This window comes from Streptococcus massiliensis DSM 18628 (genome assembly GCF_000380065.1).
GTDB classification, from domain to species: Bacteria; Bacillota; Bacilli; order Lactobacillales; family Streptococcaceae; genus Streptococcus; species Streptococcus massiliensis.
The window spans coordinates 1-15,074 of sequence record NZ_KB904404.1 but is presented as its reverse complement, the minus strand read 5'-3'; the positions used below and the strand labels follow the sequence as shown (position 1 = coordinate 15,074).

Annotated in this window: 15 protein-coding genes, 1 tRNA gene, 1 other RNA gene and 1 pseudogene; 6 read left to right on the top strand and 12 right to left on the bottom strand. The window is 40.3% G+C overall.

Annotated features, from left to right (window positions below; translation table 11 throughout):
- A partial coding sequence (locus A3I3_RS10585) for an IS3 family transposase (RefSeq protein WP_018371054.1) occupies positions 1-240 on the top strand: 240 nt, incomplete at its 5' end.
- Between the two features lie 55 nt (positions 241-295).
- Here A3I3_RS10585 and lepB read toward each other — a convergent pair.
- The 4 genes from lepB to A3I3_RS0107310 form a co-directional block, all read right to left on the bottom strand.
- Positions 296-853: a signal peptidase I gene (gene lepB / locus A3I3_RS0107325; protein WP_018372071.1), complete on the bottom strand. Its 558-nt coding sequence runs from the start codon at positions 851-853 to the stop codon at positions 296-298.
- Positions 854-970: 117 nt separating this feature from the next.
- Positions 971-2,473 carry a pyruvate kinase gene (gene pyk / locus A3I3_RS0107320; RefSeq protein WP_018372070.1) on the bottom strand — a complete coding sequence of 501 codons (1,503 nt, stop codon included), beginning with the start codon at positions 2,471-2,473 and terminating at the stop codon, positions 971-973.
- 59 nt (positions 2,474-2,532) lie between these two features.
- A complete protein-coding gene (pfkA, locus tag A3I3_RS0107315) occupies positions 2,533-3,543 on the bottom strand; it encodes a 6-phosphofructokinase (protein WP_003069674.1) in 1,011 nt (336 codons plus the stop codon).
- 82 nt (positions 3,544-3,625) lie between these two features.
- Complete coding sequence (locus tag A3I3_RS0107310; protein ID WP_018372069.1) at positions 3,626-6,727, bottom strand: DNA polymerase III subunit alpha; 3,102 nt, start codon at positions 6,725-6,727, stop codon at positions 3,626-3,628.
- A gap of 194 nt (positions 6,728-6,921) precedes the next feature.
- Here A3I3_RS0107310 and A3I3_RS0107305 point away from each other — a divergent pair, with 194 nt between their 5' ends.
- From A3I3_RS0107305 to A3I3_RS0107295, 3 genes are read left to right on the top strand one after another with little or no spacing between them, the layout of a single operon-like run.
- Entirely contained in the window at positions 6,922-7,311 is a 390-nt protein-coding gene (locus A3I3_RS0107305) for a GntR family transcriptional regulator (protein ID WP_018372068.1), read from the top strand.
- Between the two features lie 2 nt (positions 7,312-7,313).
- Positions 7,314-8,009 carry an ABC transporter ATP-binding protein gene (locus A3I3_RS0107300; protein WP_018372067.1) on the top strand — a complete coding sequence of 232 codons (696 nt, stop codon included), beginning with the start codon at positions 7,314-7,316 and terminating at the stop codon, positions 8,007-8,009.
- 16 nt (positions 8,010-8,025) lie between these two features.
- Positions 8,026-8,829, top strand: a complete 804-nt coding sequence (locus A3I3_RS0107295) for a hypothetical protein (protein ID WP_018372066.1) — start codon at positions 8,026-8,028, stop codon at positions 8,827-8,829.
- A gap of 39 nt (positions 8,830-8,868) precedes the next feature.
- On the opposite strand, the gene A3I3_RS0107290 is transcribed toward A3I3_RS0107295, so the two are convergent.
- The 7 genes from A3I3_RS0107290 to dnaG all read right to left on the bottom strand — a co-directional run bounded on the left by A3I3_RS0107290 (position 8,869) and on the right by dnaG (position 13,831).
- Positions 8,869-9,564, bottom strand: a complete 696-nt coding sequence (locus A3I3_RS0107290) for an LrgB family protein (protein ID WP_018372065.1) — start codon at positions 9,562-9,564, stop codon at positions 8,869-8,871.
- Complete coding sequence (locus A3I3_RS0107285; RefSeq protein ID WP_026129791.1) at positions 9,557-9,937, bottom strand: CidA/LrgA family protein; 381 nt, start codon at positions 9,935-9,937, stop codon at positions 9,557-9,559. The genes A3I3_RS0107290 and A3I3_RS0107285 overlap by 8 nt, the downstream gene beginning before the upstream one ends.
- Before the next feature lie 115 nt (positions 9,938-10,052).
- Positions 10,053-10,140 (bottom strand) — tRNA-Ser (locus tag A3I3_RS0107280).
- A 25-nt stretch (positions 10,141-10,165) separates the two neighbouring features.
- Positions 10,166-10,514, bottom strand: a transfer-messenger RNA (tmRNA) gene (gene ssrA, locus A3I3_RS10580).
- An 81-nt stretch (positions 10,515-10,595) separates the two neighbouring features.
- On the bottom strand, positions 10,596-10,925 hold the full coding sequence (locus A3I3_RS0107275) for a metal-sulfur cluster assembly factor (RefSeq protein WP_018372063.1): 330 nt from the start codon (positions 10,923-10,925) through the stop codon (positions 10,596-10,598).
- A gap of 12 nt (positions 10,926-10,937) precedes the next feature.
- Entirely contained in the window at positions 10,938-12,047 is a 1,110-nt protein-coding gene (gene rpoD / locus A3I3_RS0107270; RefSeq protein ID WP_018372062.1) for an RNA polymerase sigma factor RpoD, read from the bottom strand.
- A gap of 2 nt (positions 12,048-12,049) precedes the next feature.
- Positions 12,050-13,831: a DNA primase gene (dnaG, locus tag A3I3_RS0107265; protein ID WP_018372061.1), complete on the bottom strand. Its 1,782-nt coding sequence runs from the start codon at positions 13,829-13,831 to the stop codon at positions 12,050-12,052.
- A 153-nt stretch (positions 13,832-13,984) separates the two neighbouring features.
- Here dnaG and mscL point away from each other — a divergent pair, with 153 nt between their 5' ends.
- The gene (gene mscL, locus A3I3_RS0107260; RefSeq protein ID WP_018372060.1) at positions 13,985-14,365 is read left to right on the top strand and encodes a large conductance mechanosensitive channel protein MscL; all 381 of its coding nucleotides are present in this window, start codon (positions 13,985-13,987) and stop codon (positions 14,363-14,365) included.
- Positions 14,366-14,464: 99 nt separating this feature from the next.
- Here mscL and rpsU read toward each other — a convergent pair whose 3' ends face one another.
- Positions 14,465-14,641 carry a 30S ribosomal protein S21 gene (gene rpsU / locus A3I3_RS0107255; protein ID WP_018372059.1) on the bottom strand — a complete coding sequence of 59 codons (177 nt, stop codon included), beginning with the start codon at positions 14,639-14,641 and terminating at the stop codon, positions 14,465-14,467.
- 296 nt (positions 14,642-14,937) lie between these two features.
- Here rpsU and A3I3_RS10860 point away from each other — a divergent pair.
- Positions 14,938-15,074, top strand: a pseudogene (locus tag A3I3_RS10860) (ISL3 family transposase); the annotation flags it as partial.

The window sequence follows — 15,074 nt, the reverse complement described above, 5'->3', positions numbered from 1 at the left end:
GACTCCTATGGTGTGACAATCTCACATTCTAGGAAAGGGAATTGTTATGACAATGCTCCTTGTGAAAATTTTTTCTCTCACCTCAAAAGTGAGTCTTTGACTTTATTTCCTCCAGAGAGTCAGAAACAGCTCATTCGCCAAATCAAAGACTATATAGACTGGTATAATATGGATAGACCGCAAGAAAAATTAAAAGGCATGACCCCCGTGCAATATCGGGAAGCATATCTTCATAACTAATACACTTTTTTACTGTCTATTTTAGTTGGGGCTTGACACAATTTATACCGCTTTTTCATTTATTTTCAATAAAACCAAATTTATTTAGAGGAAACAGTCGAAAATGGATTACTCCCCGTATCTGTTTCTGACTAACTAAACCAAAGCTCCGACTATCGCTTGTATCTTTTCGATTATCGTTGAGAATGAGATAACTGTTTTTTGTCACCTTGTCAGATTTTACTTTCGGAAGGGTAGCAATCGTAAAATCATGGGTAAAATACCCGCCGTTTTGGAGACTTGCTTGATATTTTTCTTTATAATTTAACAAATAGTCTTCTGTTTTAATCTTATCATTAAGATAAAGAACATCATCCATATAAGTGACTTTATCATTTTCCGTAGCAATGATTCGTCCTACGTGGTCCTTTCCATTTACCTCATAAAGGACGAATTCTCCATATTTAGGTAGTCCATTTTTCATAGCTAAAATATAATCGCCTGTTTTCAGATAATGGTTTGCATCCTGATTTTTTATTTTATACAAATCAAAAACCCAAATGCGTAAACCAATAAACACACAAACAACTAAAAGTAATAAAATAATGTTTCGCAGTAAATCTCTTTTTGCCATGCCCTCTCCCTTCGCTCTATGAAACTATTATACCATTTTTAGATACAGAAAAAAAGTATCAAAAATATAAAAAGCCAGCCAAGGCAAAGCTTGACTAGCATAGAATAGTTATTCAAATTAACGTACGGTGCGGATACGCATGGTATTTGTACCACCAGTTCCAACTGGGACACCGGCTACAATCACAATGTTGTCACCTGATTCTACTAATCCTGTTGAAAGAGCAACTTTTTCTGCAACTTCAAACATGTCGTCAGTAGAAGCAGGTTTTTCAGTTACAACTGGAATAACACCCCAGTTTAACATCAATGAGCGTTGTGTCAATTCATCAAATGTTACTGCTAAGATATCAGCGTCAGGACGATATTTAGAAATCAATCGTGCAGTGTTACCTGTTTCAGTGATTGTAACGACCAATTTAATATCCATTGAGTTTGTAGCATCTTTCACTGCTGAAGCAACAACTTCTGTTTTAGAACTACGAGCATAGTCAACTGATGACAAACGTCCATATTCATTCAAGAGTGTTTGAGCGTTTTTATCAATTGTAGCCATAGTTGTTACAGATTCAAGTGGGTATTTACCATTTGCAGATTCACCTGAAAGCATTGTTGCATCTGTTCCGTCAATAACAGCGTTAAACACGTCTGATACTTCTGAACGAGTAGCACGCGGTTTTTCAGTCATTGTTTCAAGCATGTTTGTTGCGGTAATCGCAATTTTACCAGCTGCATTGACTTTTGTGATAATCATTTTTTGGTAAACTGGAACCATTTCAAATGGAACTTCAATACCCATGTCACCACGAGCAATCATGATACCATCAGCTACTTCAAGGATTTCATCCAAGTTTTCAATACCTTGTTGGTTTTCGATTTTAGCAAAGAGTTTAACGTGTCCGTTACCAGTTTCTTCACAGATAGCGCGCACTTCGTTGACGTCTTTGGCTGTACGAACGAATGAAATGGCGATGAAGTTAATTCCTTGTTTCAAGCCGAAACGAATATCGTCGTTATCACGTTCAGCAAGGGCAGGGAAAGGAATTTTCGTGTTCGGAATATTAACACCTTTTTGTTTAGCGATAATACCGTCGTTTTCAACTTCTACTTCAAATTCACGTGTAACAGGATCTTTTGCAATAACGCGAAGACCAAGTTTACCGTCATCAACAAGAACTTGTTTTCCAACTTCAACATCGTCATAGATATCAAGTGCACCAGCAACATTCAATGCGATAACTTCACGAGTTGATTTGATACCTTGTTTAGTTGCAACACGGATTTTTTCACCTGTTTTGTAAGAATATTCTTTAGCATCGCCTTCAAATAACTCTGTACGGATCTCTGGTCCTTTTGTATCAAGAAGATAACCAACTTTTTGACCAGCAATTTCTTCTGCACGGTGCACAGTAGCCATACGATCACCTTGTTCTGCATGATCACCATGCGAGAAGTTGAAACGGAATGTATTTGCACCAGCTTGGATTAATTTTGCAATATTTTGAGCCGATGCTTCAACATCTAATTTTTCGCTCCAATAGCCATCTTCACCAAATCTTTTACCACCACGGATTTCTACCGCAGGACCTAAAGTTGCAACGATTTTTACACGTTTATTCATGATATATGAACACTCCTTTTTATTTAAATGGTCTTTATGACCAGAATAACAAATTAAAATTACATTGAAATGCTACGGTTTAATTTAGCAAGATCAAGATCAGCTTTATGTGGATTATTAACAATAATCTTACCGTCTTCTGTTAAACTAAATAAAGCACCCTCTTCTGCTGTACCAAGGATTGGATTTTCAACCATTTGTTCATTACGAATACCAACCGCAACACCACCAATACCCTTCTTAAGAAGGGTAACGGCATGAGCACCCATACGAGAAGCAAGAACACGGTCACGAGCAGTTGGGGAACCACCACGTTGAATATGTCCAAGTTCAGTCACACGAAGATCGCTCACATCACCAGCTTCTTTCAACTTCTTACCAAATTCATCGGCTGACATAACACCCTCTGCAAGAACAATAATATTATGTTTCTTACCTTCTTCATAGCCACGTTTAATACTTGCAACGATATCTTCGATTTTGAAGTCTTCTTCAGGAACGATGATTTCATCGGCACCTGTAGCAATACCAGCCCAGAGAGCGATGTCTCCAGCGTTACGTCCCATTACTTCAACAACAAAAGTACGACGGTGACTAGATGAGGTATCGCGAATCTTATCAATGGCATCCATCGCAGTTGTAACAGCTGTGTCAAAACCGATTGTAAAATCTGTACCAACGATATCATTGTCAATCGTGCCAGGAAGTCCGACAGCTGGGAAGCCATGTTCTGTCAATCGCATAGCGCCATGATAAGAACCGTCTCCACCGATAACCACAACTCCTTCAATACCATGTTTTTTAAGTTGCTCAATTCCTTTTAATTGTCCTTCTAATTGGGCAAATTCTGGATAACGAGCTGAGTGAAGGAAAGTACCACCACGTGAAATAATATCTCCAACTGATGCAGCATCAAGCGGATAAATTTCACCAGCAACCATGCCGGCATAACCGTCATAGATACCGTAAACTTCCATTCCTTCTGAAATTGCTTTACGAACAACTGCACGGATAGCAGCATTCATACCAGGGGCGTCTCCACCACTAGTCAAAACAGCAATACGTTTCATTCGTTTGTGCTCCTTTTTCTTTTTACATTCACCCTTGATTATACCACAATCAAAATCAAAATTCTTCTTTTTTCCTAATTTTTTATTGATAAATCGTTTTCATGGTTATTTTCTTCAATTCTTCTTGTAATTTCTCTGATTTTTGAACACGATATTGAGGAATTGCCACTGTCTTTCTTTCATTTTCATAACGGATAACGACTGGAATATCTCCTCGAAATTGCTGTAAAATAGCGGATATTTCTGCATCACTTTCATGATTAGCTAATTGCACCCAGAAACGTTCAGTGACAACTTCTTGGCAAGTTTCTAAGATCATTTGTAAACGTCCGTCACGTTCTTGGATCCGACCTGTCATATAATAAAGTCCCTTTAAGCGTAATTGACCGTTAAATTTCTGATATGTTTCTGGAAAGAGAGTCACATCTAGCTTTTGCTTGGTATCGCTGACACGCAGGAAGGCCATTTGCTCGCCATTTTTGGTACGAATAACTTTAATATCTTCAAGTTGAATAAGAATCGTTGTACGGCTATTTTTGGTTAGTTCAGTTAGTGGTGTAAAGGCTTGCTGAGCATTCTTGGCTGCGGCTAAAAGAGGATGTGGACTAAGCCCAACGCCGATAATAATCTGCTCCAATTCAAACTTTTCTGCATCACTATAATCTTCTACATCTATCCAGCTATAGGCGCTTTCTCCAAACAGGCTACCCAACTCATCTGTAAAAACGAAGAGATTTTCAAGATTATGCTCAATTTTAGCACGGTTCTTTTCAAAACAGTCAAAGAGACCTAATTGAATGAGGGGAAGCAAGAAAGTTGGTTTACGATAATTCTTTGGCAATTTGAAAAGAAAATCCTCCACACTAGCAAAGGGACGCGCCTCCATAATCCAGTGGGTGAAATCGCGTGGCAAGCCCTTGATATTTTTCAGCCCCATGAAAATCTTCTTGTCCTGAAACTTGTCGTGGTAGGGGATGTTGTTAATGGTCAAGGGTACTACTTGAAAGTCAAAGGACAGGGCATCTGTGATGTAGTCGCTGCTGGAATAATTAAGCATCACATCAAAAAAGATGTCTGGATAGTGCGCCTTAAAGTAAGCCAGCTGGAAAGCCAGAGCCGAGTAAGCATAGGCATGACTGCGGTTGAAACCATAGCCCGCGAATTTTTCCATGACGGCGAACACTTCTTTTGCCTTTTCTTCCGAATGCCCCAGCTTGATTGCCCCAGCGACAAACTCCTCTTCCATTTTGTGCATTTCGGCAGCATTTTTCTTCCCCATAGCGCGTCTGAGAATGTCGGCTTTGCCCAAACTAAAGCCGCCAAAACGCTGCGCTACCTGCATGACCTGCTCCTGATAGAGCATGATACCGTAAGTCGGCGAAAGGATGTCAGCTAGGCTCTGGTCAATCAACTCGACCGCTTCTTGCCCGTGCTTGCGTTTGACAAAATTATCAATGTAATCACTGGCTCCCGGACGATTGAGACTGGTTGTCGCCACGACCTCCTCAAACTGCGACGGCTGAACACGCTTGAGCAGATTGATCGCGCCAGCTTGCTCAAACTGGAAAATCCCCTTGGTGTCGCCAGCCGCAAAGAGCTTCAGCGTCTCCTTATCTTCCAAATCAATCTGGGCAATGTCAATATCCACGCCGTATTTATCCAGCGCCGCCTCTTTCATGCGCTGCACAAAAGTCAGATTGCGCAGCCCCAGAAAGTCCATTTTTAAAAGACCATTGCTCTCAACACCGTGAGCATCGTACTGGGTGATGTACATGTCTTCGCCATATTTGAGGGGAATATGGTCAGTCAGGTCGTTGTCACTCATCACCACACCCGCCGCGTGGATAGAGGTCTGGCGCGGATTTCCCTCGATTTTTTTGGCAATGTCAAAAGCCTTTTGGTACTCCAGTTTGCTATTGATTATCTGGCGGAAGGACAACTTGCCCTCGTAAGCCGAAGTCAGGCTATCGCGAAAGCTGATTTTTCTCGTGATATTGGTCAATTCATACTCGGGAACACCGAAGCGCTTGAAAACATCGCGAATGGCTTGCTTGGCACCAAAAGTCGAATAAGTGACAATCTGCGCCGCGTGCATGGTACCATAGCGGTCGCGGACATAGCGGATAAACTCCGGACGGTAGACATCGGGAATATCAATATCAATATCGGGCATGGTGTAGCGCTCGACATTTAAGAAACGCTCGAAAAGCAAGTTTTTCTCGACAGGGTCAATCCCTGTAATCTCAAGGGCGTAGGCAACCAGGCTCCCCACGGCAGAGCCCCGTCCCATACCCATATAGTAGCCCTGACTGCGACCAAAACGCAGCAAATCCCAGACAATCAAGAAATAATCATCAAAGCCCATTTGATGAATGACCGAGAGCTCCTCCTCCAGCCGCTCTTGGTAAAGCGGGTTGGCCAAGCCCTTGACAGCTAGTCCTGCCTGCGCTCGCTCCCGCAATTCCTCAACGGCTGGTCGCTCAGGATTGAAGCGCGGCAATTTCAACTCGTTGTTGATGTCATAGTGCACATCCGCAATCAGCTCGTCCAAATTGTCCCAGCTTTCTGGGAAAGTATCGGCAAAGGCTGCTCGCAAGGCTTCTGGCGGCAAGAGATATTGGTGGCTAGGGAAATCACCGACTTCGCGCAAGCTGCTATTGTCCCGAATGGCTCGCAACATTTGCAAGGTCTCCAAATCAGACCGGTCAAAATAGCGCACCGTATGAAGCGGCAAGGTCAAATGTTTGAAATCTTGCTTTTTTGTCCGAGGCGAAACGCCGATGTAAAAGTCATGCCCCAGCTCCAAGTCGTCCACTCCTTCAAAAGCAGGGATAATAATCGCCAAATCTTTTATCAACGGAGAAAGATCCTCCCAACGAGATTTCCCCAACATTTTTTGGGTGGCAATCTTCATCAACTGTTGATAGCCCTTGGTTGATAAGGTCAAAAGTCGTAAAGATAAAGGCTGTTCTTCAAAGATTACATCAAGTTCTATTCCCAAAAGTGGCTGTAATCCAGCTTTCTTGGCTTTTTCTAAAAAAGTATAGGCAGCATAAAGGTTATTTTTATCCATGATGCCCAGCTGCTTGTATCCCATAGTTTTCGCAGTTGCTATGTATTTATCAAGTGTCATCAGGCTATCCATAAAACTGTACACTGTTTTTGTATCAAGTTGTGCTACCACTTCGCTCTCTCCATTCTTTTATCTCCTTCTATTATACAAGATTTATGAAAACTCTGCTGTGCTTAACTATTTTTATGTAAAATACTTGACATTATCCATGTATTATTGTACTATTTAGTTAGAACAAAATAGAGTTTCAATCCTCTATTTCTGTAGACGATCTACAACAACTTCAAATATAGAAAGGAGTTCCTATGGTATGGAATTTTGATAATAATCGTCCCATTTACTTACAAATTATGGAACGATTAAAAGTGCAAATTATTTCTAATCAACTAAAAAGCGGTGAACGGTTGCTCTCTGTCCGTGAATTAGCAGAGGAGGCAGGTGTAAATCCTAATACCATCCAACGTGCTTTGTCCGAACTAGAAAAAGAAGGTTTTGTCTACGCCCAGCGAACTGCCGGACGATTTGTCACAGACAATCATGAATTGATTTTACAAACTCGTGATGCTCTTGCGCAGGAAGAACTCAACCGTTTTGTCACTAATATGCTTCATTTTGGCTATGAACAACAGGATTTGGGGACAGTCGTTACAAATTATATTAACACTCACCCAGTAAAAATAGACAAGGAGATTTGAAAATGTCTTTAGTAAAATTTGAAAATGTTTCAAAATCTTATGGTAGTACAGTCGCTCTCCAGCATATCAACTTGGAAATTGAAGCTGGAAAAATCGTTGGATTGTTAGGGCCAAATGGTTCTGGAAAAACGACCCTAATAAAACTCATCAACGGACTATTACAACCAAACGAAGGGCTAATCACGATCAATGGGATAACTCCTTCTAGCGAAAGTAAAAAGATTGTCTCTTACTTGCCAGATACGACCTACCTTAATGACAATATGACTGTGCAACAAGCTGTTCAGCTTTTCAAAGATTTTTATGCTGACTTTGATGAAGCGCGTGCTCTCAACTTATTGGAAGATTTAAAAATTGATCCGACCGTTCGATTTAAAAAACTTTCCAAGGGAAATAAGGAAAAAGTGCAGTTGATTCTAGTTATGAGTCGTCAAGCGCGTCTCTACGTCCTTGATGAACCAATTGGTGGTGTGGATCCCGCTGCGCGTGACTATATTCTGCGTACCATTATCAACAACTATTCGCCAACTGCTTCTGTCATCATTTCTACTCACTTAATTTCAGATATTGAGCCAATTTTAGATGAAATTATCTTTATTGACCGAGGAGAAATTGTCCGTCAGGGCAATGTGGATGACATTCGTTATGAGTCCGGTGAATCCATCGACCAACTCTTCCGCGATGAGTTCAAGGCTTAGAAAAAAGGAGTTTATTATGTTTAGAAAATTATTAAAATATGAGTTTAAAAATGTTAATAAATGGTACCTAGGTTTGTATGGAATGATGCTTTTACTATCTGTTCTCATCGGAGCCTTGTTTTCAATCAACTTCAATCATTTCCATGGAAGTATTAGCACCTTTTCTATAGCAGCACAGGCAAGTGAAAACCATGCAATTTTGTTGTTCTTTTTTGCTCTAAGTTTTTTTGGAATCCTTTCTACGCTTTTTATCTCAACTTTGTTTCTGATTATTCGTCGTTTTAAAAATAATATCTACGGACGTGAAGGGTACCTGACATTGACGCTGCCTGTTAACGAACACCAAATTATTCTTTCAAAATTAATTGCTGCACTTATTTGGACACTTCTTAGTTTCCTTACTTTTCTGCTGAGTATTGCTATTATGTGGTTTATTATAAGTGCATCAGTTGTTCCTGGTTTTGATTGGTTTCAAGCGCTCACTAATGCTTTTAACGTTTGGGAATTATTCAGTGAAAGTAATTTCTACCTTGATGTTGCCAATCAATTCTTTGGCATAATTTCCAATACCCTTCTCATCTATCTCGCTATTTCAGTAGGACAACTATTTGAAAACTATCGTACACCTATTGCAGTCGCTTTTTATCTCATCGTTAGTTTTGTACCTAGTTTCTTTTTTGTCACAGGCAATCCTGCTGTAATTGTATCCACTACACCTTATTATAGTAATGGTCTTTCTATCCTATACTATATCATTACAGCTATACTTTTCTACTTTGGGACTTATTACATTCTAAAAAATAAAGTAAATCTCCAATAAAATAGAAAATCCTGAGATTGTCGTAACCTCAGGATTTTTTTATTTCAAAATGATAGCAGCAACAAGAGGGCTGACAAAAACATACATAAGTCCCATGATGCCAATGGCTAAACCACCCATCGCTCCAGCTACTTGACCGTATTGAAATGCAGAACCTGTTCCGACCGCATGTCCAGTTCCTCCAAGTGCTAAGCCGATAGCAATCGGATCTTTAATTTTTAACATCTTTAACAAACTAGGGCCTATAACACTTGTCAAAATACCTGTTGCTACCACCACTACCAAGGTTATGGTGGTAATTCCCTGCATTTTATCTGTAATTCCTACAGCCATCGCTGTTGTTACGGATTTTGGGAAAAGGGAAATGGCTAGAAAGAAATCCATACCGAACATTTTCGCAACGAATGCAGTAAAGGTCGTGTTTGCCACAGCAGATAAAAAGGTAGCAAGTAAGATACTTCTCATATGATGTTTCATCAGGTGAAAACTTTTATAAAGAGGGATTCCCAAAGTGACCGTTGACGGAACGATTAGATTATTTAGATAACTTCCACCAATATAATAGTCTTTATAGGAAATTCCTGTTAGTTTCAAAAACAGAATAATCATGATCGCAGCTAGAAAAAGCGGTGTTGTCAACGGATGAGGAAAACGGCGATAGATTAGCATTCCCAGCAAATAAGCAAAAATAGATAGAGATATTCCAAATAAGGGATTTGTCCAAAGGCTAGACATGTTTACCACCTCGCTCTCCGTAATCTCCTTCATAGCGATTTTTGATAGAGTGAACGACCAAAGCGATAATGATAACATTGAGAACTAAGGCGCCTAAAATGATGATTATAATTGGTAACAAATAGGGAGCAATAGCGTCAAATTTATCCATAATTCCCACACCTGCTGGCAGAAAAAGAATGGTCATATTTGCCAAAAGAAAATTGCCGACCATACTGACATGACGTAAGCGTAGAATTTTAAAATGTAGTGCTAAAAAAAGAATAATTAAACCGATAATACTTCCTGGAACAGGCAAATTAAAAAGAGCCGAAATGGCTTCACCTATTAAGGAAATAGCAAAAATAATCATCAGTTGTACGTATAATTTCACAGAAACCTCCAGTCTCACCTATCAGTTTACTACTTTTCAGAAATTTTGCAAGTATTTTCCAAAACAAAAAGAGCGAAATACATTTCCACTCTTTTTTATTCATCTAAAAACCAAACGGAAGACATGGGATTCGAACCCACGCACGCTTTCACACGCCTACTGCGTTTCCAACACAGCCTCTTAAGCCTCTTGAGTAATCTTCCATGATAGAGGTCAGACAAACAACCTCAATGGAGCCGGTGGGAGTCGAACCCACGTCCAAACACCTGCCAACACATTTGTCTACAACCATAGGCTATATCTTATTTTAACTTAACTTTGACACATAGCTCAAGCCCAAGTCAAGCGAGTCTATCAATCTCTTGCAAGGCCGCTAGACGAGACCTTGCCGTAGCTTGCTAAAATAAAGACCTAGCATTAGACACAAGCAATCCAAATCAGGTCACGCCCGCTGGTTTTTAGGCAGCTAAAGCGTAAGAATTGTTATTTTTTGCAGTTATATTTAACTGGCGTTTTACATCCGCTAGATGAGTCGCAAAATATGCCTCATAATGCCTGTCGAATCCGTAACGACCCCAAAACACTACAGATAACAGTATATCATAAATTCTGCTTAGTTTAAAGAAAAAAGCGCGAATTTTTTCACGCCTTTTAAAACTTATTTAACTCCTAGAGCAATCCGAGCATAACGGCTCATTTTATCAACCGTCCAAGCAGGATACCAGACGAGTTTCACTTCAACTTTGGTAACTTCTGGCACCTCATTCATTGCATCATAAATTTGATCCGTTAGTAAATCAGCTAAAGGACAGCCCATCGTTGTGAGCGTCATATCAATCTCTGTCTCACCTGTTTCACTATCAAAGCGAATTTCATAAACTAGACCGAGATTAACAATATCAATTCCCAACTCAGGGTCAATTACTTCTTCTAATGCGCGGAGGATCCGCTCTTTGATCGCTCCTGTTTCTTCTGTTGTGTAAGTCATATGTTAGTACCTTTAATCTTCAATAAAATCACGCAGTGGTTTGCTACGGCTCGGGTGGCGCAATTTCCGCAACGCTTTCGCCTCAATCTGCCGAATCCGCTCCCGCGTTACGTTAAAGACTTTGCCGACATCTTCCAGCGTTCGCATTTTTCCGTCGTCCAACCCGAAACGCAGACGCAGGACATTTTCCTCACGGTCGGTCAGGGTATCGAGGACTTCATCTAACTGCTCGCGTAGCACAACACGTGTCGTGTAATCAACTGGATTTTCGATAACATCGTCCTCAATGAAATCACCCAGATGACTGTCATCTTCTTCTCCGATTGGCGTTTCCAGAGAAACGGGCTCTTGGGCGATTTTCAAAATTTCGCGTACCTTGTCAGGCGTCATATCCATGCGCTCAGCGATTTGCTCAGGCGTCGGGTCTTGCCCTAGCTCCTGCAAGAGATTGCGCTGCTCACGAACCAGTTTATTGATTGTTTCAACCATGTGGACCGGAATCCGAATAGTCCGTGCCTGATCTGCAATGGCACGTGTAATGGCTTGGCGAATCCACCAAGTTGCATAAGTTGAGAACTTGAAGCCCTTGGTGTAGTCGAACTTGTCAACTGCCTTCATAAGCCCCATATTTCCCTCTTGAATCAAATCCAGAAACTGCATGCCACGCCCAACATAGCGTTTAGCGATAGACACCACCAGACGCAAGTTGGCTTCTGCCAAACGCTGCTTGGCTTCTGTGTCACCTTGCTCCACCAAAATTGCCAATTCCTGCTCTTCTTCGTTGGTCAAAAGTGGCACAACCCCAATCTCCTTGAGGTACATCCGAACGGGGTCATTGACCTTGGCAGAGTTGCTGCCCAGTAATTCCTCATCGCTCAGTTCAACTTCCTCTTCTGTACTCAATACACGAGCACTTGGGTTGCCATCTTTATCTATGATTGAAATACCAGCATCTTGAATACGTTGCAGGAGATTGTCAATTCCATCAGCGTCTAAGGCAAATGGGATAACAAGCCCGGCATTGATGTCATCATCTGTTGCAGTACCACTTTGTTTATGATTACGGATAAACTCCGCAACTTGAACATCAAATGTTGTGACTTCTTTTTGTTTTGTAGTCATACTTACTCCATTCTTCTTTTTTGAGCAATTAAGCGCTCGATTTCCTGAACTGCCACATCCACATCACCATTGTGTGATGCTTCACGAACTTTTTTTCCTATTTGTTGATTCTTGTAGCGTAAAATTTCTTGATTTCGCACACGTTCAACTTCTTCTAACTCTTCCGTTGAGAATTCCTCCGGAAGGTTCTCTTCTAAAACGCTGTACCAAGCCTGTTGAACGGAATCAGGAAAAGCCGATAATGTTTGTGAATCTACTTCACCGTTCTGACACAAAGTTTCATAAAGAATTTGTAATTCTGTCGTTTCAAAATGAAAATCCTCTCGTAATCGAAAATCATTAAGTACCACTGGGTTATGAATCATTCGGTAAAGCAGGGTATTTTCTGCACGTATGAGACGAGACAGGTGTTTACCAACAGGCAGATTTGCCATTGAATATTCTCTTTGATACGTATTTGCTTGTCGCTGTTCTCGACCAGCTACACGAACTCGGTTCACAGCTTGTTCCACCTGCGAATAATCGAAATGCGATAAGAGATCAGCCAACAAATAAATATAAGAATTTTGAGCTGTTATGGACGGTGTTTGAGCAATGATCGGCGCCATACGTTCTACGAAATCAATCTGTGCTTGCAGATTTTCAAGGTTGTCAGGCTTTAGATGGTTTATCAAAAATTCCACTTTACTAATTCGTGACTTAGTCAGAAAATCATACAATTTCTCTGGGGAATTTTTTTGTAAAAACTCGTCAGGATCCAGTTGCTCTGGAAAAACGATAATTTCTACCGAAAGAGTTCCCAGCTCATCTATAGCTTTCGCAGTCGCTGCTTGTCCAGCCTTATCACCATCATAGGCTATTACAACTTTTTTTGTGTACTTTCCTAGGTGACGGACATGATCTGATGTTAGCGCCGTCCCCATGGAAGCAACAGCATTTTCTATACCTGATTGGTAGGCGGCAATAACATCCATAAAGCCTTCCATCAGATAAACTTCGTGAGATTTTTTGATGACGGGAAGCGCCTTGTCAAGGTGATAAAGTTCGTAACTTTTATTGAAAATCGCAGTTGCACGGCTATTTTTATATTTGGCAACTTGCCCTTGGTCGTTAACAGCTCCCTCTTTCCAAACCCGAGCAGAAAAGGCGATCACTCGTCCCTGATCATCTGTTAGCGGGAACATAATCCGTTCTTGGAAAGCATCAAAAACTAGATTTCCCTCCGACAAATGAAAAAGTCCCGACTGAAAAATCTCTTCTTCGGAAAAATCTTCTCGTACACGTTGATAAAGGGATGAGTTATCCGATGGAGCTAAGCCTAATTGAAAATGCTTAATCACATCATCAGTCAATCCACGCTTGTAAAGGTAAGAACGGGCTGCCTCCCCCATAGTGGTTGTCATCAGAATAGCATGATAAAATTTAGCTGCTACTGCATGAAGGTCATAAAGCCTCTGATGTGGATGGCTTTTTGGTATTTGCTGCACTGCTTGTGGCTGGTAATCAATAGCAATCCCAGCACGTTCTGCAACTGTATTTACGGCCTCTAGAAAAGGAACTCCCTGATACTCTTCAATAAATTTAAAGACATCCCCAGATTTTCCACAGCCAAAACAGTGGTAAAACTGTTTATCCTCTACCACATTGAAAGAAGGGGTTTTCTCTCCGTGGAAAGGACAGAGTCCCAGAAAGTTACGGCCATTTTTAGTTAGCGCAACGACCTCTCCTATGACATCGACGATATTGACGCTATTTTTTATCTCAGCAATGGTTTCTTTATCCATACAGTCAATACCTCCATTCTATCATAGAAATCTATTCTCTATTTTAACGTAAAATCGCGAAAAAGTAAAATATTCGCAATGAATTTTGTTGCCAGAATAGGATTTTTTAGCTATAATGGTGCCTGTGATTATTTTTTTGAAAGGAAAAAGAAAATGTTAAAGGAATTAAAAGCTTTTCTTCTTCGTGGCAATGTTGTCGACCTTGCCGTAGCTGTTATCATTGGTGCCGCATTTGGAGCCATTATCACCTCATTAGTAAATGATATCATTACTCCACTTATCTTAAACCCACTTCTGAAAGCTGCTAATGTTGAAGATATTGCAAAACTCACTTGGAACGGTGTCAAGTATGGTAGTTTTTTGAGCTCTATTCTCAATTTCTTAATTATCGGTACGACTTTATTCTTTGTCGTTAAGGCCGCTGAAAAAGCTCAAAGCTTGACAAAGAAAGAAGAGGAAGTTGTTGAAGAAGAGACAGCTCCAACTGAATTAGAAGTTCTTCAAGAAATCAAGGCTCTTCTTGAAAAGAGATAGCCATTGGATTAGTAACCACTGCTTCTGTAGTGGTTTTTAAATTCTTCCAAGTTACATAAAAGAAAAAACAAGAAGTAAGCCAATGCTTACCTCTTATTTTTAATATTTTTTACGTTTACGAGCTGCTTCTGATTTACGTTTACGTTTTACAGAAGGTTTTTCATAGAATTCGCGTTTGCGTGTTTCTTGAAGAGTACCAGCTTTAGTAACCGCACGTTTGAAACGACGAAGAGCATCGTCAAGTGATTCATTCTTACGTACTACTGTCTTTGACATATTTTTCACTCCCTTCAAGCCTAAAATCTATTTCATTCTACTATATATAAAAGTATTTGTCAAGAACTTAACCAACATGTTATCTATATTTTTTAGAAATCACTTCAAAAAATAAAATGATACAAGAACCATAAGAAAAAGGTATAGGACCACAACCCTATACCTTTTATTCGGGCTCTATAATTTCTGTAGTGGGTAAAATCACTTTAGGAATTATGGAGCCTATTTTGTTGTAGAAAAAAAGTCCCATAAGACCTATAATGAAAAGCGATCAAACCATCATTAGAAAGAATCTTATGGAACAATTAAATTTTATCACAAACTTACTGGAAATCAAAGACCCTAACATTACGATTTTGGATGTTCTAGATGCTGGTACACATAAAGAAATCATGGCTAAGCTAGATTATCCCGCTCCTAAATGCCCTCACTG

Bases quoted from the DNA above. Each gene is read 5' to 3' on its own strand.
- mscL (WP_018372060.1), top strand. From the start codon at position 13,985: ATGTTAAAGGAATTAAAAGCTTTTCTTCTTCGTGGCAATGTTGTCGAC.
- A3I3_RS0107275 (WP_018372063.1), bottom strand. From the start codon at position 10,925: ATGACTTACACAACAGAAGAAACAGGAGCGATCAAAGAGCGGATCCTC.
- A3I3_RS0107305 (WP_018372068.1), top strand. From the start codon at position 6,922: ATGGTATGGAATTTTGATAATAATCGTCCCATTTACTTACAAATTATG.
- dnaG (WP_018372061.1), bottom strand. From the start codon at position 13,831: ATGGATAAAGAAACCATTGCTGAGATAAAAAATAGCGTCAATATCGTC.
- A3I3_RS0107295 (WP_018372066.1), top strand. From the start codon at position 8,026: ATGTTTAGAAAATTATTAAAATATGAGTTTAAAAATGTTAATAAATGG.
- pyk (WP_018372070.1), bottom strand. From the start codon at position 2,473: ATGAATAAACGTGTAAAAATCGTTGCAACTTTAGGTCCTGCGGTAGAA.
- A3I3_RS0107300 (WP_018372067.1), top strand. From the start codon at position 7,314: ATGTCTTTAGTAAAATTTGAAAATGTTTCAAAATCTTATGGTAGTACA.
- rpoD (WP_018372062.1), bottom strand. From the start codon at position 12,047: ATGACTACAAAACAAAAAGAAGTCACAACATTTGATGTTCAAGTTGCG.
- lepB (WP_018372071.1), bottom strand. From the start codon at position 853: ATGGCAAAAAGAGATTTACTGCGAAACATTATTTTATTACTTTTAGTT.
- A3I3_RS0107290 (WP_018372065.1), bottom strand. From the start codon at position 9,564: ATGTCTAGCCTTTGGACAAATCCCTTATTTGGAATATCTCTATCTATT.
- pfkA (WP_003069674.1), bottom strand. From the start codon at position 3,543: ATGAAACGTATTGCTGTTTTGACTAGTGGTGGAGACGCCCCTGGTATG.
- rpsU (WP_018372059.1), bottom strand. From the start codon at position 14,641: ATGTCAAAGACAGTAGTACGTAAGAATGAATCACTTGACGATGCTCTT.